Genomic DNA, 18,969 nt, shown 5'->3' on the forward strand with positions numbered 1-18,969 from the left:
CCGGGACGTGCTTCCCGACGACATCACCCAGGCGGTTCTGGCGCGCAAGGATGTCGCGCGCTATCTCCGCGGCGGTCACGGGCAGAGCGAGCTCCAGGCGCGCGAGCGAATCCATGCCTACCTCGACGAGCTGAAGACCACCCAGCGGTATCCGATCTACCGCGCCCTGAAGCACCCGCTCTATCCGATCCTGCGCAAGGTGGATCGCATCGACGAGCACGTCGAGATTCCGCAGCAGGCGACGCGCGCCGGCCGCGTCATCTACGTCTCGAACCACAAGTCGCACCTCGACTACCTGGTCGAGCCGCTGGTGCTCGACGACAACGGCATCCGGCCGCCGGTCACCGCGGCCGGGATCAACCTGTTCGGCGGTCCGCTCGGACTGCTCCACCGCCACGTCACCGGGGCGATTCCGATCCGGCGCAACACCAAGGACCCGGCCTACCTGGTGACGCTGAAGGCCTACGTCGCCGAGCTGCTGCAGCGCAGCGATCTGCTGTTCTACATCGAAGGGGGGCGCAGCTACACCGGCGAGCTGAAGCCGCCCAAGACCGGGCTGCTCCACGCCACGCTGCAGGCGCAGGTCGAGCACGCGATGATCGTGCCGCTCGCGGTGTCGTACGACCTGGTGCTCGAAGACCACATCCTGCCGCACGCGGCGCTGAAGCGGCGCTCGCGCCCGTTCGGCCGTGAAGTGGCGGAGATGGTCCGCTACGCCGTCGGCTATCAGTCGCGCGCGTTCGTCACCTTCGGCAAGCCGATCGCGCTGCACGGGTACGATCCGGAATCGCGGCGCCAGGTGATGGATCTCGCGCATCAGATCCGCGAGAACATCGGCACGCTGTACAAAGTCCTGCCGACGGCGATCGTCGCCTCGGCGATGCGCCCGTCGATCTCGCGGCGCGATCTCGAGGCCCGTGCCGATGCGCTGATCGACACGCTGCGCCACGCGCACGCCAACCTTGCCGTGCACAGCGGCCGCGAGGCGGTGGAGACCGGGACGGCGATGCTGGCCGAGCGCAACATCATTCACCTGGAACGCGGCGGGCGGTGCCGCGTCCGGGAGCGCACCGTCCTGCGCTACTACGCCCGCACGCTGCGGCATCTGCTCGAGCCGCCGCGTCCGCTGCGCACGCACTGATGCTCGAGACGGTCTCCAAGGCCTTCTTCCAGATCCTCGCCGGAAGTGCCGCCCTGAAATCGCTGGCCTCCCGCTACGGCATGCGCGGCGCCGGCGGCTTCGCCCGCCGCTTCATCGCCGGCGAGCGGGTGGACGACGCGATCGCCGCGGCCCGTACGATCCAGGGAAACGGCCTGCGCGTCACATTGGATTTTCTCGGCGAGAGCGTCAGCTCGATCGCCGAAGCCGACGCGGCAACCCGCGCCTACCTCGCCGTGATCGAGCAGATCGCCGCGTCCGGCGTCGAGCGCAACATCTCGCTCAAGCTGACGCAACTGGGACTGACGATCGACCGCGCGACCTGCGTCGACAACCTGCGGCGGATCCTCGACGCGGCGAGGGCGCACGACTTCTTCGTGCGGCTCGACATGGAGAACTCTCCCTATACTGCCGTCACGCTCGACATCTTCGAGACGATGTGGCAGCAGGGCTACCGCAACGCCGGCGTGGTGCTGCAGTCGTACCTGCGGCGCAGCGAAACGGACGCGGCGCGGATGAACGCGCTCGGCGCGCGCGTCCGGCTGGTGAAGGGGGCCTACAACGAACCGCGCGACGTCGCGCATCAGTCGAAGGGAGACGTCGACGCGGCGTTCGTCCGCATCATGCGGCTGCTGCTTGCGGGTGGGAACTACCCCGCGATCGCCACGCACGATCCCGCGATGATCGAGGCGACCCGCGCCTACGCCGCGGAGCGCGGCGTCAATCCGTCGCGTTTTGAGTTCCAGATGCTCTACGGCATCCGCCGCGACCTCCAGAACTCGTTGCATCGTCAGGGGTACCGGCTGCGCGTCTACGTTCCATTCGGCCGTGAATGGTTCCCCTACTTCATGCGGCGCCTTGGCGAGCGCCCCGCCAATATCGGATTCGTCATCCGCGGCGTGCTCAGCGAACGTTGAGTCCGTTCGTGCGCGTTCGACCTGCCGGGCCGCGGTCGGCGGATGCCGACCTGTGTAGCGGCTGACCACCGGACGGTGGCAACCCGGGTGTCAGCGGCCGCGCCGGCGCGCCGCTGACAGATCCGTTTCGGCACCACTCATCCTGTTGAGTCCGATGAAGTTAGGGCTCTGGCCCGCGACGTGGCACGCGTGTTGATACCCCTGAGGTCCGATTGCCGAATCCGGGTCAGCCGGGGCGGCGTCATAGGAAGAAAAGGGTGATTGTCGACATGGTGACCAACTATCCCCAGCGGCTCACGGCAACGACGGAAGTGGAGGCGCAGTCGGTCGGCGGTCTCGTGCATCGCGCGATGGCGCGGGTCGGCCAGCTCCTCTGCGGCATGCGCGGCCATGACTCGGTGCTCCACTTCGAGGGCAAGCGCGTGATGATGCGGTGCACGTCGTGCGGCCACGACACGCCCGGGTGGGACGTCGGCGGGCGTTCGCCGCGGCAGCGCTTCGAAGGTGATGCGCGCCGGCACCGCCTGACGCAGCGCCTGGTGTTGCGCAAGAGCGCGTAAGCGCTCGTCGTTCAACAAGAGCGCGTGAGCGCTCGTCGTTCAACAAGAGCGCGTAAGCGCTCAGCGGCACCAGTCCCGCGCCAGCGCCGCGAGCGCGTCGCGGCAGCGCAGCACGTCCTCGATCTCCACATACTCTTCGGTGCTGTGAAGGCCCGCTCCGCCGGGCCCGAACAGCACCGAAGGAATCCCCGCCCCCCCCAGCACCGCCGCATCCGTCCAGAAACTCATGCCGACAGGCTCGCCCGCCCGCGAGGCAGACGAGGCGGCCCCCGCGTCGCCGCGCGCGGGCAGCGTCTCGAGCGCACGCCGCAGCGCGACCGGCAGCGCGTGGCTCGCCGCGAGCTCGTAAGACGGACGCGCGAACATCGGCGTCAGCGACGCCTCGAACTCGGGGTCTTCTTTCGTGAGCCGCGCGAGCAGCTGCTGCAGTTCGGCGCGCACCCGCTCGTCCGTCTCCCCCGTGACGGTGCGGCGTTCCAGCTTCAGCGTGCAGCGATCCGGATAGCTGCTCAACTCGCGGCCGCCTTCAATCAGCGACGCGTGCAGCGACGCGGTGCCCATCAGCGGATGCGGCGCCGCCGCCTGCAGCGACCGATCGATCCGCTCGAGCCCGTGCAGCACGCGGCCCATGCGCATGATCGCGTCGCGGCCGTCGAGCGGACGGCTGCCGTGCGCCGCCCGGCCGCGCGTTTCGATCTCGAACCAGGCGAATCCCTTGTGGCCGATCGCGATGCGCAGATCCGTGGGCTCGGTCACCACCGCGGCGTCGGCGCGCCACCGCGTCACCAGCGCGTCGGCGCCGATGCTCGCGTACTCCTCGTCGACCACCGCCGCGACGATCAGCCGCCCCGCCGGCAGTCCGTCGCGCGCGACGACGCGCGCCGCGTCGATCATCGCCGCGACGCCGCCTTTCATGTCCTGCGCGCCGCGTCCGTAGAGCCGTCCGCTTCGCTCGACCGGATCGAACGGCGCGGCCATCCCCTCCACGCCGACGGTGTCGAGGTGCCCGCAGAGCATCAGCGACCGGCCGCGGCCGCGGCCTTCGAGCACGCCGATCACGTTGGGCCGTCCGGGCGCCGCCTCCTGGATCTCGACGTCGAGCCCGAGGCTGCGCAGGTGGTGCGCGACCGCGTCGGCCATCGCCGCCTCGCCGCGCGCGCCCGGCACCAGCGCCGGATTCACCGAGTCGATCGCGACGAGTTGTCTCAGCAGCCCGACAGCCGGATCCATGACAAGCCTCATAGTATCGTTTAGGCATGTCGCTGAACGGCCGCGTCGCCGCGATCACCGGAGCCTCGTCCGGCATCGGCCTCGCCACAGCGACGCACCTCGCCCGCGAAGGGGTGGCGGTCGTCCTCGGCGCGCGCCGCACGGCGACGCTCGACGATGTCGCGGCGCGGATCACCGCCGCCGGGGGGCGCGCGACGGCGGTGACGCTCGACGTCTCGCGCGAGCAGGACCTCGACGCCCTGGTCGCGACCGCGGCGCGCGAGTTCGGCGGTCTCGACATCATGATCTGCAACGCCGGCTTCGGCTACTACGGCACCATCGAGCAGACGCCGGCAGACGTCATGCAGCGGATGATGGACGTGAACTACATGGGCACGTTCTACGGCGCGCGCGCGGCGCTGCCGATCTTCCGCGCCCAGGGACGCGGCCATCTGATCTTCGTGTCCTCGATCGTCGGGCGGCGCGGCATCGCTTACATGGGCGGATACACCGCCACCAAGGCGGCGCAGGCGGGACTCGCGGAGTCGCTGCGCACCGAGTTCGCCGGCACGGCGATTCACGTCTCGTGCGTGTATCCGATCTCGACGCGGACGGAGTTCCACGACGCGATGTCGCGCGACTACGGCCATCGCATCAGCGGTCTCGGGCCGAGGCAGTCGGTCGACGACGTCGCGCGGGCGATCGTCCAGTGCGTCAAGCGGCCGCGCCCCGAGGTGTATCCGCACCGCCTGTCGCGCGCGCTGGCGGTCATGAACCATGTCGCGCCGGCCTTCACCGATCGGTTCGTGAAGAAGTTCGGCCGCCGCCGCGATGCGGTTTGAGCGCATCCCGGCCGGCAGTTTCCTGATGGGCAGCGACACCGGACAGGACGACGAGCGCCCCGTGCACCGGGTCGAGGTGGACGCGTTCGAGATGGGCGTCCATCCCGTGACCCGCGGCGAGTACGCGGCGTTCCTGGCCGCGACCGGACACGAGCCGCCGCGCGACTGGCACGAGCCGGCGTTCGCCGGCGACGATCGTCCGGTCGTCGGCGTCAGCTGGCACGACGCGACCGCCTACTGCACGTGGCGGGTCCAGCGCGGCAGCGCCGAGCGGCTGCCGACGGAAGCCGAATGGGAGCGCGCCGCCCGCGGCGGCGTCGACGGCGCCGCGTTCCCGTGGGGCGACCGGATCCCGTCATGGATTCCCGACGGCGGCCGCGGACCGCTGCCGGCGCCCTGGCCGGTGACGCTCGGCGAGCCGAACGGGTTCGGGCTCTACGGCATCGCCGCCAACGTCCACGAGTGGTGCGCCGACTGGCACGACCGGGGGTACTACGCGGTGTCTCCGGCGCGCAATCCGCGCGGACCGGAGTCGGGCGTGCGCCGAGCCTCGCGCGGCGGATCGTGGCGGCACATGGTGACGATCAGCCGGTGCGCCGCGCGCAGCAAGATCGATCCGGGCTTCCGCTATACCGATTACGGATTCAGGACGGTGCGCAGCCTGTGACGCCGCTCGACACCGCGATCGCGATGGCGCACGCGGCGCGGGACGCCGGCGGCCGCGCGCTCATCGTCGGCGGCTGGGTCCGCGACCGCCTGATGGGGCATCCGTCGAAGGACATCGACCTCGAGGTCTACGGCCTCGACGCCGAGCCGCTCAAGGCGCTGCTCTCGCGCTTCGGCAGCGTCAACACCGTCGGCGAGAGCTTCACCGTCTACAAGGTGGCCGGCCTGGACGTCGCGCTGCCGCGGCGCGAATCCAAGACGGGGCGCGGCCACAAGGGGTTCGCCGTCGTCGGCGACCCGACGCTGTCGCCGGCCGAAGCGGCGCGCCGCCGCGACTTCACCATCAACGCCATCGCCTGGGATCCGCTGATCGACGCGTACATCGATCCCTTCGGCGGCCGCGACGATCTGCGCGCGCGTCTGCTGCGCGCCGTCGATCCGTCCACCTTCGGCGACGACAGCCTGCGCGTGCTGCGCGCGGTGCAGTTCGCCGCGCGCTTCGAGTTCGCGCTGCATCCGGGCACCGCCGAGCTGTGCCGCCGCATCCCGCTCGACGATCTCCCGCCCGAGCGCGTCTGGGGAGAGCTGGAGAAGCTGCTGCTGCGCGCCGTCCGGCCGTCGATCGGCTTCGCGCTCGCGCTCGAGCTCCGGGTCATCGAGCGGCTCTTTCCCGAGCTCGACGCCCTGGTCGGCTGCCCGCAGGAGCCCGAGTGGCATCCGGAAGGGGACGTCTGGGTGCACACGCTGCTCGTGATCGACGGCGCGCGCACGCGGATCGACGATCTCGAGTACCCGCAGCAGGTGGCGGTGATGCTCGGCGCCGTGTGCCACGATCTCGGCAAGCCGCCGACCACGGCGTTCATCGACGGGCGGATCCGCTCCCTCGATCACGAGGAGCAGGGGGTGCCGCCGGCGAGCGCGCTGCTCGATCGGCTCAACGTCCACTCGATGCTCGGGTACGACGTCCGCCGGCAGGTTCTCGGCATCGTCGCCAACCACCTCAAGCCGGGGACGTTCGCCAACGCGCAGCCGCCGGTCGGCGACGGCGCGTACCGCCGGCTGGCGCAGAAGGTCGACCTCGAGCTGCTGGCGCGCGTCGCCAAGGCGGACTGCGAGGGACGGGGCGGCGGATTCGACTGCTCCGCCATGGACGTCTTTCTCGAACGCGCGCGGGCGCTCGGCGTCGAACATGCGGCGCCGGAGCCGCTCGTGAAGGGACGCCATCTCCTCGAGCTCGGCGTGCAGCCCGGCCCCGCCGTGGGCGAAGTGCTCCGCCAGGTCTACGAACGGCAGCTCGATGGCAGCGTCGCCGACTTCGCGTCGGCGATGGCGCTGGCGCGCGAGATCGCGCGCGAGCGGCGTCTATACTAAGTGGCGACCCGATGCGCCGATCCGCCGCTCTGCTCTTCCTGCTCGCTCTCGCCGCTCCGGCCGCCGCTCAACAGAAGGAACCGATCGGTCCGTTCGCCGTCGACGTGCGAGGTGCGTTCGCACGTCACAAGGCAGAGCCGAGCGTCGCGACGGAGCTGAAGGTGCCGGCGGCAAACCTGCCGACCCGGACGCTCGGTCTCGCGGCGGGGGTGCACGTGTATCCGCTGCGCAGCCAGCGGATCACGCTCGGCCTCGGAGGGAATTTCGTCACGACCCGCAGCAGCAAGACGCTGGAGGTCGAGCCGGCGGGGACCACGGGAACGCCGGCAACGGTCACCGGCGCGACGGTGCGGCGCCGGTTCACGACGTTCTCCCCGGAGATCTCGCTCAACTTCGGGCACCGCAACGGCTGGAGCTACATCAGCGGCGGGATGTTCGGCCGATCGAAGCTGTATCTGGAGCGCGCGGACGCACCGGCGGGCAGCGCGCCGTATCGCAGCACGATCAACTATGGCGGCGGCGCGCGCTGGTTCAACCAGGAGCACGTCGCCTTGTCGGTGGATTTCCGCTGGTACTCGGTCGCGGAGCAGCCCGCCTCCACCGGCCTCGTCGCGCAGCCGAGGACAACGCTGCTCGTGCTGACCGGCGGCATCGCGTTCAAGTAGACGCCGGCGCAGGGGCAACTGGAGCGCGCGCTTCACGGCGCCTGCCGCGGATCGGCGGCGCAGGCGAGCGTGAGCCTGGCAGAGGCGCGCGTGCGCCTTACCTGGTGTGCTTGCGCAGGAAGTCGAGCGTCAGCTTCCAGGCCTGGTCGGTCGCGGCGCGGTTGCCGGGCGCGTTCTGGTTTCCCGCCTGCTGACGCAGAAAGCCATGGCCCGCGCCTTCGAAGACGTGCGGCTCGTAGACCGCCTTCGCGCTCGCCATTCCGGTCTTCGCGGCGTCGATGTTGGCGTTGACGCGGGTATCGTTGCCGCCGTAGAGCCCGAGCACGGGCACCTTCGCCGTGGCATACGCAGCCGGATCGCCGGGCATCGGGCCGTAGTACGAAACCGCGGCATTCAGCGCCGGCTGCCGCAGCGCGTACGTAAACGTCGTCCCGCCTCCCCAGCAGAATCCCATCGCCGCGACCTTGCCGTTGCCGGCGGGAATCGACAGCGCGTAGGTGCGCACGTCGTTCAGCATGCGGACGGTGTCGTCGGGCGTGACGTTGCGGATCTCCTGAACCGAGCCCTGCGAGCCCAGCTCCTGGCTGCCCCCCTTGTTCGGCCCGCGGCCGGACAGGAAGTCCGGCGCGATGGCGATGAACCCTTCCCTTGCGAGTTGATCGGCGACGCCGCGGATCCAGTCGCTGAGACCGAAGATCTCGTGAATCACGATCACGACCGGCGCCTTGTCCTTCCGTTCCGGGTAGACCACGAACGACTTGATCGCCGTCCCGTCGCTGCCCTTGATGTCGACCCATTCGCCGTGGCGCGGCGACGACTTGAGCTGCTCGATCGCTTCCGCGCCATTGTTGTCGCCCGACGGCGGCAGGCTCGGGTTGCGCGGCAGGATCTGCGCCGCCTGCGCGGCCGGCGCCATCGCATGCCCCGCGTGCGGATCGGCAGCCGGCGTCGTGGCCGGCTGGGCGAATGCGGGAGCGGCGGCAAAAACCAGGGCGGCAGTCAGGACCAGTCGCTTCATGGCGTGCTCACATTTCCAAATTGCCAGATTCCCAAATTTCCAGATCCGTCAGGCTGCTTTGCCGCGCTTCCATTCCTCGAACAGGCGCGCCGCGTTGCCCGCCACGGAACTGAGCGTCGGCGCCCAGCCCAGGGCGCGGGCGCGCGGGCTGCGGACGATCTGATCGAGCGCGAGCGCATCGGCGTACGGGCCGAGCTTCTTGCGGGCCTCGGCCGGCGGCACGTGCCGGATGCTCGGCTCGGTCGGCGCGTGCTCGCAGATCGCGCGGACGATCTCGTTCACCGTTTCGGCGCCGTCGTCGGTGGCGTGGAACACGCCGGAGGCCGAGGGGGTGCCGACGATCCGCGCATACAGCTCGCCGAGATCGCGTTCGTAGATCAGCGGCCAGTGGTTCTCGCCGCTGCCGACGACGCGGACGAGGCTGTTGGCGGCGTCCTTCACGATGTCGCCGACGATGCCGCGCGAGCCGCCGTAGACGATCCCCGGACGGATGACCACGGGGCGCGCGCCTTCCCTGGCGAGCTCGAGCACGCGGTTCTCGTGCGCCGGACGCCACGCCGCGATCTCGATGGGATTCACCGGCGCGGTCTCGTCGATCGGCGCGGGCGCGGGCCCCAGCACCCAGATGCCGGACGTGTAGACGAGGAAGCGCCCCGCCTTCGGCGGCAGCCGCGTCAGCGTCTCGACCGCAATCGCGTCGAGCTGGCGGGCCTTGACGCCGCTGTCGGCGGCGGCATGAACCGATCCGTCGGCCGCGGCGGCGGCATCGCGCCACGTCGCGGGCTGCATGACGTCGCCGAGCACCGGTTGCGCGCCGCGCGCCTGCACGCGGGCCGCACCTTCGCTGTTGCGGACCAGCGCATCGACGCGGTGACCGCCGCGCACGAGCGCGTCGAGTACCGCCGCCCCCACGTAACCGGTTCCGCCCGTCAAGAACACGCGCATTGTTTTCAATCATAATTCAGGACCCATGACGCGACGCACGCTGCTCGACTTCTTCGAGGACGTCACCCGCGACGGGTCGAAGGACGCGCAGTTTCTCGTGTACGACGACGGCTACCGCACGTGGTCGTGGACGTACGGAGAGCTGGCCCGCGCGTCGCACGCGTTCGCCGCGCGGCTGAGGTCGAACGGCATCACGGCGGGCCAGGCCATCGCACTCTGGAGCGAGAACCGTCCGGAATGGGTCGCCGCGCTGTGGGGCGCGCTGCTCGAAGGCGTCGTCGTCGTGCCGATCGACTATCGCGCGTCGGCCGAGTTCCTGCTGAAGGTGGCGTCGATCGTCGATGCGAGGGCAGTCCTGGTCGGCGATGCGGTGGACGCCGCGGCGATCGCCGGCAGCCGGACGATGTGGAGCGTCGGGGCGATCTTCCGGCAGAAGCCGGACGCCGCGGACAGTGCAGCAGGCGGTGGAGCGGAAGGCATCAGCGCGCAGACTACCGCCGAGATCATCTTCACGTCGGGGGCGACGGCGGAACCGAAGGGCGTGGTCCTGACGCACAGGAACATCCTCGCCAACATCGTGCCGATCGAGCGCGAGATGGCGAAGTACCGGAAGTACACGCTGCCGTTCCGCCCGATCCGGTTCCTGAACCTGCTGCCGCTCAGCCACATGTTCGGACAGGCGATGGCGACGTTCGTGCCGCCGATGCTTCCCGGCGTCGTCGTATTCACGCGCAGCTACGCGCCGGACGACATCGTGCGGCAGATCAAGCACCGCCGGATCTCGGTGCTGGTGTGCGTGCCGAAGATCCTCGAGGTCCTCAGGGACTACATCCTGCGCGTCGCGCCCGAAGCGGCGGAGCCGCCGCCCGCCGGCACGCACTGGGCGAAGCGGTGGTGGCATTACCGGCGGATCCATCGCCTGTTCGGGTTCAAGTTCTGGGCGATGGTGGTCGGCGCGGCGCCGCTCGATCCCGAGCTGGAAGCGTTCTGGGGGCGGCTCGGGTTCCTCGTCGTGCAAGGCTACGGCCTGACGGAAACGGCGCCGATCGTGACGCTCAATCATCCGCTGCACGCGCGGCGCGGCGCGGTCGGCAAGCCCATCGCCGGCGTCGAGATCAAGATCGCCGAGGACGGCGCGATCCTCGTGCGCGGCGAGAACGTCACCACCGGCTACTTCAACGCGCCGGAGGCCACCCGGGAGGCGTTCGCCGGCGGCTGGTTCCACACCGGCGACATCGGCGAGCTCGACGCCGAAGGGCGGCTGATGATCCGCGGGCGGAAGAAGGAAATGATCGTGACGCCCGAAGGGCTGAACGTGTTTCCGGAAGACGTCGAGCGCGCGCTGCTGCAGCAGCCCGGCGTGGTCGACGCCGCCGTCGTCGGGGCGCCGGTCGCCGGCAGCACCGCGGAGCGGGTGCAGGCGATTCTCGTGCTCGCGGCGGGCACGGACACGGACGCGGTGGTGCGGGCCGCGAACGCGCAGCTCGGCGATCATCAGAAGATCCGCGCGTCTGCGATCTGGCCCGGCAGGGAGCTGCCGCGGACCGAAGGCACGCGCAAGCTGAAACGGCGGGAGTTGCGCAACTGGTTGTCGGGCCAGTCACCGGCGGGCCCGGCCGTCAGGCCGGGGGCGCGCGACGTCCGCAGCGTTCTCGAGCGGTTCGCGCCGGGCCGGACGCTCGAGCCGGCGACCACGATCGACGAGCTGGGCCTGACCTCGCTCGAACGGGTCGAGTTGATGATGGCGCTCGAGGAGACGTTTCAGGTGACGGTCGACGAGACGGCGTTCAGCGCCGCGGCGACGATCGCGGATCTGGAGCGCCTGGTCGAGCCGGCAGCCTTTACCGGCACGCCCGGCGTCGCCGGTTCGTCGACCGCAGCCGACCTCACACCCGGGCCCGGTGGTGGATCGAAAGAGATCGTCTTCCCGTCGTGGAACCGATCGCTGCCGGCGCGGATCGCGCGGCGCATCAGTCTGCCGACGTGGATCCTGCCGCTCGGCCGGATCTTCGCGCGGGTGACGGTGAGCGGGCTCGAGCACCTGCAGGGCATCGATGGTCCGGTCATCTTCGCCGCGAACCATCAGAGCCACTTCGACGGGCCGGTGATTCTCGACTCGCTGCCGCCGCAGTGGCGCTACCGCACCGCGCCGGCGATGATGAAGGAGTTCTTCAACGCGCATTTCTTCCCGGAACGGCACACGCGGCGGGAGTGGTTCACCAACAGCCTGAACTACTACCTCTCGGCGCTGTTCTTCAACGCCTTCCCGCTGACGCAGACGAGCACGGGGACGCGGCAGACGCTGCGCTATGTCGGCGAGCTGGTCGAGAACGGCTATTCGATCCTGATCTTCCCGGAAGGGCGGCGCACCGAAACGGGGGACATCGCGCGGTTTCAGCCCGGGGTCGGGATGATCGCCTCACGCATCGGGGTGCCGGTGGTTCCGGTCCGGCTCGACGGGCTGGATCAGGTGCTGCCGCGGCACGCCCGGTTCCCCGCCGTCGCGCGTGCGCGCTGCGCCTTCGGCCCGCCTATCGTGTTGACCGGCAACGACTACGCCGCGCTGGCGGCGCGCGTCGAGGCCGCCGTTCGCGCACTGTAGTCCTTTACACAGCACGGCAAAACGTGGCACAATCTTTGAACGTAGAAAGGATAGCATTTGAGCAAGGACGATCTGATTGATGTGCAAGGAACCGTCGTGGCGGTCCACAGCGGCGGGTTGTATCGCGTGCAGTGCGACCAGGGTCACGAGGTGCTTGCGCAGTTGAGCGGCCGGATGCGCCGCTTCCGGATCAAGGTAGTGCCAGGAGATCGCGTGACCGTCGGCGTGTCCCCCTACGATCCCGTCCGCGGCATCATTACCTTCCGCGCTCGCTGAACCGCCATTGAACTCCCACTCAACCGAACCACGAGGGCCACGTCGGCGCAGACGCGGCTCGCGCCGCCCGCCGCACGCGTCGCACGGCCCGCACGGCGGCGGCCGCACGCAGTTCCACGCGCCCCACAAGCCGCAGTCGCCGGACCGTCCGCAGGCCGAGTACGATCCGCTGCCGGTGCCGTTCAGCACCCTCGGCCTCGAGCCTTCGCTGCTCGAAGGGGTGACGATCCGCGGCTTCGAGAAGACGACGCCGATCCAGAGCGCGGTGATTCCGATCGCGCTGCAGGGGCATGATGTGATCGGCTGCGCCGATACCGGCACCGGCAAGACCGTCGCCTTCGTGCTGCCGATTCTGCACCGCGTGCTGACCGCTCGCGCCGAGCGGCCCGACGACCGCGGGTTCACCCGCGTGCTGATCCTCGCGCCCACGCGCGAGCTGTGCGTGCAGATCGAAGACGATGTCCAGGGATTCACCTACCACACCGATCTCACCAGCGTCGCGGTTTACGGCGGCGTCGAGATGGGGGCGCAGGAGCGCGCGCTGAAGGCCGGGGTCGACATCGTCGTCGCCACGCCCGGCCGGCTGATGGATCATCAGCGCAGCGGGGTGGTCGATTTCTCGCGGGTCGACACCTTCGTCCTCGACGAGGCGGATCGCATGATGGACATGGGCTTCTGGCCCGACGTCAAGCGGATTGCCGCGACGCTGCCGCCCGTCGACAAGCGCCAGACGCTGCTCTTCTCGGCGACCATGCCGGACGAAGTGATGAAGCTGCTGGACGAAGTGGTGCGCGATCCGCAGTACGTGCAGATCGGATCGGCCGGCGGCCCGGCGCGATCGATCACGCACGAGATCGAGAACGTGCCGGCGGCGGAGAAGACGGAGTGGCTGGCGAAGTTCCTGCGCCGGACGCAAGGACCGATTCTCGTCTTCATGCGGACCAAGTCCGGCGCCGAGCGGCTCGCGCGGAAGCTGCAGGGCTTCGGCATTCGCGCCGCGGCGCTGCACGCGGATCGGACGCAGCAGCAGCGGACCGCGGCGGTCGAGGGCTTCCGCGGCGGCCAGTATCACGTGCTGGTCGCGACCGATGTCGCGGCGCGCGGGCTCGACATCGACGGCATTACCCACGTGGTCAATTACGAAGTGCCGACCTCCCGCGAGACCTACGTGCACCGCGTGGGGCGCACCGGCCGCGCCGCCGCGACCGGCACCGCGCTGACGCTGGTGGCTCCCGAAGAGCTGCGCGCGCTTCAGGCGCTGCAGCGCTCATTTGGTTCGGAACTCCAGGGATGAGAGACGATATGAATCCGTTTGCCCCCTCGCCCGGCCCTGCGCCGGCAGAACCCTCGCCTGCCGGCGGCGAGACGCCGGCCGCTCCGGCCGCGGACGCGCCGCTGGTCGCGCCGGCCGTCATGAAGTTCAAGTCGTGCCGCTGGCGCTGCGCGCCGGAGGACGGCGAGTTCTGCACGCACCGCGACGTGCTGCCCTTCGCGGGAAAGAACGACTTCAAGGCCGACTCGTGGTGCCCGGAGTGCGCGTTCTACAAGCTGCGCCGCACGCCGAAGAAGCGGGAGTGGGTGGATAGGAACGCCTACTAATGGCGATTGACGATTGCAGATTGGCGATCGACAAGTGATGATTGGCGATTGGCGATCGACGGATCGCCGATTGCCGATTGAATTGTCGATCGTCAATCCGTCGATCGCCAATCCCGCAATCGCCAATTGTCGATCGCCACTCTGCAATCGGCGATCGCCAATTGCGTCAGTCACTGAACTCGCGCGCTAACTCGATCCACTCCCCTTCGGGCGCCAGTTCCTGGTAAGCCCGCCAGTGGGGCTTCGCTTCCGGCGAATGCCCCGTCTTCTCCAGCGTCACCGCCAGATAGAAGTGCGCGTCGGCGTAGCTGCCGTTCAGCGCCACCGCGTCGCGGTAGCAGACCAGCGCGTCCTCGTAGCGGCCGAGGTCGTGGTGGATGTTGCCCAGGTTGAAATGCGCCTCGAAGCAGTCGGGGTCGAGGCCGATGGCGCGCTCGTAGAGCGCCTGCGCCTCGATCAGCTCGTCGCGCGCGTAATGGATGTTGGCGAGGTTGACGATCGCCGGAACCAGATCGGGGTCGATCACCAGCGCCTTCCGGTACGCCGCCGCCGCCGATTCGAGCGTGTCCTCGTTGCCGTCGTCCAGGCGCGAGCCTTCGATGAAGTACTTGGCGGCGAGCGCGGCCTGCGGATCCGAGAACGGAAAGGCGTTGCCGGTGGGAATCGACGCGGACGGGCGTTCCGGCGGCTTGCGCGGCGACCGCCCCTGCAGCGCGACGACTTTCGCGGGCGACGTGCCCGAGGCGTGGAAATCGAGCTGCAGCTGCCCCTGGTGCTCGGCCATGAGCGTCCGCAGCGCGGTCTTCAGCGGGACCTGGCGGTCGAGCTCGGCGGCGAGCTGCCTGATCGTGGAGACATCGGTGAAGCTGTAGAGGCGCTCGTTCGACGACTGCGCCGCGGGACGAATCAGCCCCCATTTCTCCAGGTATCGCAGGTGGTTCTCGCTGACCCGGGGATACAGACTGCGCACGTCGCGCGCGCCGTACAACTGCCGGCGCCGCGCGTCATCGTCGGGGGCCGATGGCATCCGACGGTCAAGATGAGACAGGCGAGTGGGAAAGTCAATGGGGATCTGGAAATCTGGAAATTTGGGAATTTGGAAATCGGATAATCTTGGCGCGTGCTGCTGGCTGCTGATGTCGGAGGAACCAAGACGCTGCTCGGCCTCTTCGCCGAAGCGCCGGAACGGCCGGCGCGGATCGACGTCGGCGAGTTCACGACCCTCGACTACGACGGCGTCGTGCCGATGATTCGCGAGTTCCTCAAGGCGAGCGGCGTCGACGCGCGCGCGGTGAAGGCGACGACGTTCGGGGTGGCCGGCGCGGTGACCGACCAGGTGGCGCGGCTGACCAACGTGCCGTGGGTGGTCGACGCGGCGGAGATCGCCGGGGCCGCGGCGCTGGCCAGGGTCCACATCCTCAACGATCTCGAGGCGATGGCCTACTCGGTCGCGGTGCTCGAGCCGAACGAGCTGAAGGTCCTGCAGCAGGGCGTGGCGCAGCCCGGCGGCAACGCGGCGGTGATCGCCGCGGGCACCGGCCTCGGCGAGTCGCTGCTGCTGAACGTCGACGGGCGCTTCATGCCGGGCGAGACCGAGGCGGGGCACGCCGACTGGGGCGCACGGACGCCGCGCGAGATCGAACTGCTGACGGCCGTGTCGCGCGTCTACGGCCGGTGCAGCAACGAGCACATCATCTCGGGTCCCGGCCTGGTCAACATCTATCAGTTCACGCACGACGCGTTCGGCAGCCGCACCTACATCTCGCCGGCCGCGTTCGTGCCCGAGCGCACCTGCGCCGGAGTCGGTGCGGTCGACGACCCGGCGGATCTGCCGGCGGCGATCAGCGCCTCCGCCATGCAGCGCCGCTGCGGGAAATGCGTCGAGACGCTCGATCTGTTCGTCGCCGCCTACGGCGCGGAAGCCGGCAACCTCGCGCTGCGCACGGTGGCGACCGCCGGCGTCTACGTCGGCGGCGGCATCGCGCCGAAGATCCTCCCGGTGTTCGAGAAGGGGCTGTTCCTGGACGCGTTCCGCGCCAAGGAGCCGCTGGCCGCGTTCGTCTCGACCATCCCGGTCGCCGTCATTCTCAATTCCGAAGCCGGTCTGCTCGGCGCCGCCGTCCACGCCAACTCCGCTGCGTGATAGGATCGCGCGTTCGCGGCTTCATTGGAGGATTGAATGCTGCCTGCGCGTGCACTGGTTCGTACTTTTTCCTGCCTGATACTCGTCTTCGCCTCGATTCCGGCCGTCGCTCAGCAGACCGGCTCGATCCAGGGGAAGGTCACCGACACGCAGGGCGCGGTGCTGCCCGGCGTGACGGTCGAGGCGCGGTCCAACGTCCTGCCCGGGCCGCGCGTCACGGTCACGAGCGGCGACGGCACGTATCAGCTGCCGGCGCTGCCCCCCGGCGAATACACGCTGACGTTCACGCTCGACGGCATGCAGACGCAGACCCGCAAGGCGCAGGTGCAGCTGTCGGAGATCACCACGGCCGACACGTCGCTCGGCGTCCGCGGCGTCACCGAAGCGGTCACCGTCACCGCCGAGTCTCCGCTGATCGACAAGACGTCGGCGGCGATCACCAGCGGCATCTCGAGCGCGCAGATCACGAGCGTGCCGGTCGGGCAGGAATATCGCGACCTGATCAAGCTGATTCCCGGCGTGCAGTACACGCAGGACACGACCCGCGGCCCGAGCGCCGGCAGCAACGGCCAGGACAACGTGTATGCGTTCGACGGCGTCAACGTCACGCTGCCGCTGTTCGGCACGCTGTCGGCCGAGCCGGCGGCGCACGACATCGCGCAGATGACGGTCGTCAAGGGTGGGGCCAAGGCAGTGGACTTCCACCGCGCCGGCGGATTCGCGGTGGATTCGGTCAGCCGCTCGGGCACCAACCGCTTCGCGGGGATGATCAGCTGGCAGTTCCAGAATCCCGGCATGGCCGCCGGCCTGAACAGCGGCAGCGCCTCGCGCTACGAGCAGACGCGGATGTGGACGGACGTCAACGCCGGCGGCCCGATCCTGCCGGACCGCCTGTTCTTCTACGGCTCGTACTACCGGCCGCAGAACTCCCGCGACAACCGGTCGAACCTGTACGGTGAACTGCCGGACTACAAGAGCGTGCGCAACGAAGGGTTCGGCAAGCTGACCGTGACGCCGACCCGATCGACGCTGCTCAACGTCAGCCTCCGCGAGGAACACCGTCTCGACCGCAGCAACCTGTTCGGCTCGGCGCAGACGCCGAGCAGCGGCAGCGGCAACGAAGCGTCCCTCCGGATCGGCACCGCCGACGGCTCGTGGATCATCAACGCGATGAGCTACGCGACCTTCAAGTGGACACACTTCGCCAACAAGACGCAGAGCCGTCCGGACAACGCCGCGGGCGTCTCGCCGTCCACGGCGATCGGCACGCGGCTGGACGTGGCCAACCTCGACAAGCAGGGGCTCTTCACCGTCCCCTCGATCATCGCCGGGCAGGACGCCTACAACGCGTTCATCGCGCCGCTGATCGATCGCTACGGCTACACCCAGGACGGCACGAAGCGCGGCGGCGGACTGGTCGGCTACGGCAGCCTGTTCGACAAGGACGACTTCTTCCGCGACAGCGCGCAGATTGGCTACAACCTGACGTTCGCCGCCCTCGGCATGCGTCACAGCCTGCACGGCGGCTATCAGAACTACAAGGACGCCGAGCACCTGCTGCGCAGCTCCAACGGCTGGGGCTCGATCACCGTCCCGGGCGGCCGCACCAGCTTCCAGGGGACGCCGATCTACTACCTCGCCGCCTTCCAGCAGCAGGGATTCGGCACCGCGCCGCCGCTGATCAACTCCGAGTACCGCTCGCAGAGCATCGAGGCCAACGACACCATCAACTGGCGGGATTTCACCTTCAATGTCGGCGTGCTCGCGAGCAACGACAAGTTGTACGGGCAGGGGCTCAACAACGATCCGTCGACGCTTTCCGGATTCGTGCGGGTGACGTCGACCGACGTGAAGTCGCGCCGCTACCTGATGCACGAGATCCCGTTCCGCAAGACGATCCAGCCGCGCCTCAGCACGACCTGGGCCTACAACGGCACCGATACCGTCTATGCGAGCTTCGCCAGGTACAACCCCGTCGTCGGCTCGCTGCCGCGCGCGGCGTCCTGGGATCGGAACCTGGCCACGACCATCCAGGCGTACTTCGACGCCAGCGGCGTGCTCTTCGCCACCGATCCGAACATCTCGTCGACCGGCAAGCTCTTCGACGCCGACCTGACGCCGCCGACGCACAACGAATACCTGATCGGCACCTCGCGGCAGCTGACGTCGCGCCTCGCCGGACGCGCCTACTTCCGCTACCGGAAGGGGGAGCATTTCTGGGAGGACACGAACAACAACGCGCGCCTGCTGTTCGCCCCGCCTGCCGGATACCCGCAGGAGCTGTACATCCCCGACCTCGCGGCGCGGCTCGGACAGATCGGCACCGGCGGCTCGGCCGGCAGCTACGTCATCGCCGAGCTCGACGGCGCGTTCACGCGCTACAAGGAGCTGACGCTCGAGGCCGACTGGACCCACCCCAAGGGATTCGTGAAGGGCTCGTATACGTGGAGCGACTACTACGGGAACTTCGACCAGGACAACTCGACCGTCGGCAACGACGCCAACATCTTCATCGGATCGTCGAACATCGCCGACGGCGCCGGCCGCCAGATGTGGGACAACCGGCTCGGCACGCTGCGCGGCGATCGTCCCCACTCCCTCAAGGTGTACGGCTCGTACCTGCTCCCCTGGCGCGCCAACGCCGGCTTCTACGTCATCGCGCAGTCGGGACATCCCTGGGAGATGTGGAGCTACGAACCGTACCGGACGCTGACGACGTCGACGAGCGACACGAACCGGTTTGCCGAACCGGCGGGATCCCGCCGGACGTCGCCGCACGCGCAACTGGACCTGAAGTACACCCAGAACGTCCCGTTTCGCGCGCGGCTGAACGGACAGCTCGACATCGACCTGTTCAACGTGTTCAACCGCCAGACCGGCTACAACCCGCAGCCCAGCGTGCACCTCGCGACCTTCGGCCAGTCGCGCAACTTCTACGATCCACGCCGGGTGCAGGTCGCGTTCAGACTGCAGTTCTGAAGAAACAGCTTCAGCTGA

General features: G+C 69.1%; 17 protein-coding genes. 13 read left to right on the forward strand and 4 right to left on the reverse strand.

All coding sequences use genetic code 11. The features are described 5' to 3' along the window. Window positions 1–7: 7 nt before the first annotated feature. The 3 genes from VFK57_23570 to VFK57_23580 all read left to right on the forward strand — a co-directional run bounded on the left by VFK57_23570 (window position 8) and on the right by VFK57_23580 (window position 2,636). The gene (locus VFK57_23570) at window positions 8–1,141 is read left to right on the forward strand and encodes a 1-acyl-sn-glycerol-3-phosphate acyltransferase (protein HET7698716.1); all 1,134 of its coding nucleotides are present in this window, start codon (window positions 8–10) and stop codon (window positions 1,139–1,141) included. Beyond that, window positions 1,141–2,076 carry a proline dehydrogenase family protein gene (locus VFK57_23575; GenBank protein ID HET7698717.1) on the forward strand — a complete coding sequence of 312 codons (936 nt, stop codon included), beginning with the start codon at window positions 1,141–1,143 and terminating at the stop codon, window positions 2,074–2,076. Before VFK57_23570 ends, VFK57_23575 begins: the two co-directional genes overlap by 1 nt. Before the next feature lie 257 nt (window positions 2,077–2,333). Further along, window positions 2,334–2,636 (forward strand): hypothetical protein, encoded by a 303-nt coding sequence (locus tag VFK57_23580; GenBank protein HET7698718.1) that lies wholly within the window; start codon window positions 2,334–2,336, stop codon window positions 2,634–2,636. A gap of 60 nt (window positions 2,637–2,696) precedes the next feature. Here the strand turns inward: VFK57_23580 and VFK57_23585 are convergent, their stop codons facing one another. Further along, window positions 2,697–3,866 carry a M20/M25/M40 family metallo-hydrolase gene (locus VFK57_23585; GenBank protein HET7698719.1) on the reverse strand — a complete coding sequence of 390 codons (1,170 nt, stop codon included), beginning with the start codon at window positions 3,864–3,866 and terminating at the stop codon, window positions 2,697–2,699. A gap of 26 nt (window positions 3,867–3,892) precedes the next feature. Here VFK57_23585 and VFK57_23590 point away from each other — a divergent pair, with 26 nt between their 5' ends. The 4 genes from VFK57_23590 to VFK57_23605 are packed head-to-tail and all read left to right on the forward strand — an operon-like array spanning window position 3,893 to window position 7,389. Further along, window positions 3,893–4,687 (forward strand): SDR family oxidoreductase, encoded by a 795-nt coding sequence (locus tag VFK57_23590; GenBank protein ID HET7698720.1) that lies wholly within the window; start codon window positions 3,893–3,895, stop codon window positions 4,685–4,687. After that, window positions 4,677–5,354: an SUMF1/EgtB/PvdO family nonheme iron enzyme gene (locus VFK57_23595; protein HET7698721.1), complete on the forward strand. Its 678-nt coding sequence runs from the start codon at window positions 4,677–4,679 to the stop codon at window positions 5,352–5,354. Before VFK57_23590 ends, VFK57_23595 begins: the two co-directional genes overlap by 11 nt. Then, complete coding sequence (locus tag VFK57_23600; protein HET7698722.1) at window positions 5,351–6,724, forward strand: hypothetical protein; 1,374 nt, start codon at window positions 5,351–5,353, stop codon at window positions 6,722–6,724. The genes VFK57_23595 and VFK57_23600 overlap by 4 nt, the downstream gene beginning before the upstream one ends. A gap of 11 nt (window positions 6,725–6,735) precedes the next feature. Then, window positions 6,736–7,389: a hypothetical protein gene (locus tag VFK57_23605; protein HET7698723.1), complete on the forward strand. Its 654-nt coding sequence runs from the start codon at window positions 6,736–6,738 to the stop codon at window positions 7,387–7,389. A gap of 97 nt (window positions 7,390–7,486) precedes the next feature. Here VFK57_23605 and VFK57_23610 read toward each other — a convergent pair whose 3' ends face one another. Together VFK57_23610 and VFK57_23615 are read right to left on the reverse strand one after the other, a co-directional pair. Beyond that, window positions 7,487–8,407: a dienelactone hydrolase family protein gene (locus VFK57_23610; protein ID HET7698724.1), complete on the reverse strand. Its 921-nt coding sequence runs from the start codon at window positions 8,405–8,407 to the stop codon at window positions 7,487–7,489. A gap of 48 nt (window positions 8,408–8,455) precedes the next feature. Then, complete coding sequence (locus VFK57_23615; GenBank protein HET7698725.1) at window positions 8,456–9,352, reverse strand: NAD-dependent epimerase/dehydratase family protein; 897 nt, start codon at window positions 9,350–9,352, stop codon at window positions 8,456–8,458. A 25-nt stretch (window positions 9,353–9,377) separates the two neighbouring features. On the opposite strand from VFK57_23615, the gene VFK57_23620 reads away from it, so the two are divergent. The 4 genes from VFK57_23620 to VFK57_23635 all read left to right on the forward strand — a co-directional run bounded on the left by VFK57_23620 (window position 9,378) and on the right by VFK57_23635 (window position 13,829). Next, window positions 9,378–11,954 carry an AMP-binding protein gene (locus VFK57_23620; GenBank protein ID HET7698726.1) on the forward strand — a complete coding sequence of 859 codons (2,577 nt, stop codon included), beginning with the start codon at window positions 9,378–9,380 and terminating at the stop codon, window positions 11,952–11,954. A gap of 57 nt (window positions 11,955–12,011) precedes the next feature. Continuing rightward, window positions 12,012–12,230, forward strand: coding sequence for a translation initiation factor IF-1 (infA, locus tag VFK57_23625; protein ID HET7698727.1), 219 nt, complete (start codon window positions 12,012–12,014; stop codon window positions 12,228–12,230). A gap of 175 nt (window positions 12,231–12,405) precedes the next feature. Then, on the forward strand, window positions 12,406–13,524 hold the full coding sequence (locus VFK57_23630; protein ID HET7698728.1) for a DEAD/DEAH box helicase: 1,119 nt from the start codon (window positions 12,406–12,408) through the stop codon (window positions 13,522–13,524). A gap of 8 nt (window positions 13,525–13,532) precedes the next feature. Then, on the forward strand, window positions 13,533–13,829 hold the full coding sequence (locus tag VFK57_23635; protein ID HET7698729.1) for a hypothetical protein: 297 nt from the start codon (window positions 13,533–13,535) through the stop codon (window positions 13,827–13,829). A gap of 166 nt (window positions 13,830–13,995) precedes the next feature. Here VFK57_23635 and VFK57_23640 read toward each other — a convergent pair whose 3' ends face one another. Beyond that, window positions 13,996–14,856, reverse strand: a complete 861-nt coding sequence (locus tag VFK57_23640) for a tetratricopeptide repeat protein (GenBank protein HET7698730.1) — start codon at window positions 14,854–14,856, stop codon at window positions 13,996–13,998. A gap of 93 nt (window positions 14,857–14,949) precedes the next feature. Here VFK57_23640 and glk point away from each other — a divergent pair, with 93 nt between their 5' ends. Both glk and VFK57_23650 read left to right on the forward strand, forming a co-directional pair. Next, window positions 14,950–15,972, forward strand: coding sequence for a glucokinase (glk, locus tag VFK57_23645; protein ID HET7698731.1), 1,023 nt, complete (start codon window positions 14,950–14,952; stop codon window positions 15,970–15,972). Between the two features lie 36 nt (window positions 15,973–16,008). Continuing rightward, window positions 16,009–18,951: a carboxypeptidase regulatory-like domain-containing protein gene (locus tag VFK57_23650; GenBank protein ID HET7698732.1), complete on the forward strand. Its 2,943-nt coding sequence runs from the start codon at window positions 16,009–16,011 to the stop codon at window positions 18,949–18,951. Window positions 18,952–18,969 lie beyond the last annotated feature (18 nt).

This window comes from Vicinamibacterales bacterium, assembly GCA_035699745.1.
Classification (GTDB): Bacteria; Acidobacteriota; Vicinamibacteria; order Vicinamibacterales; family 2-12-FULL-66-21; genus JAICSD01.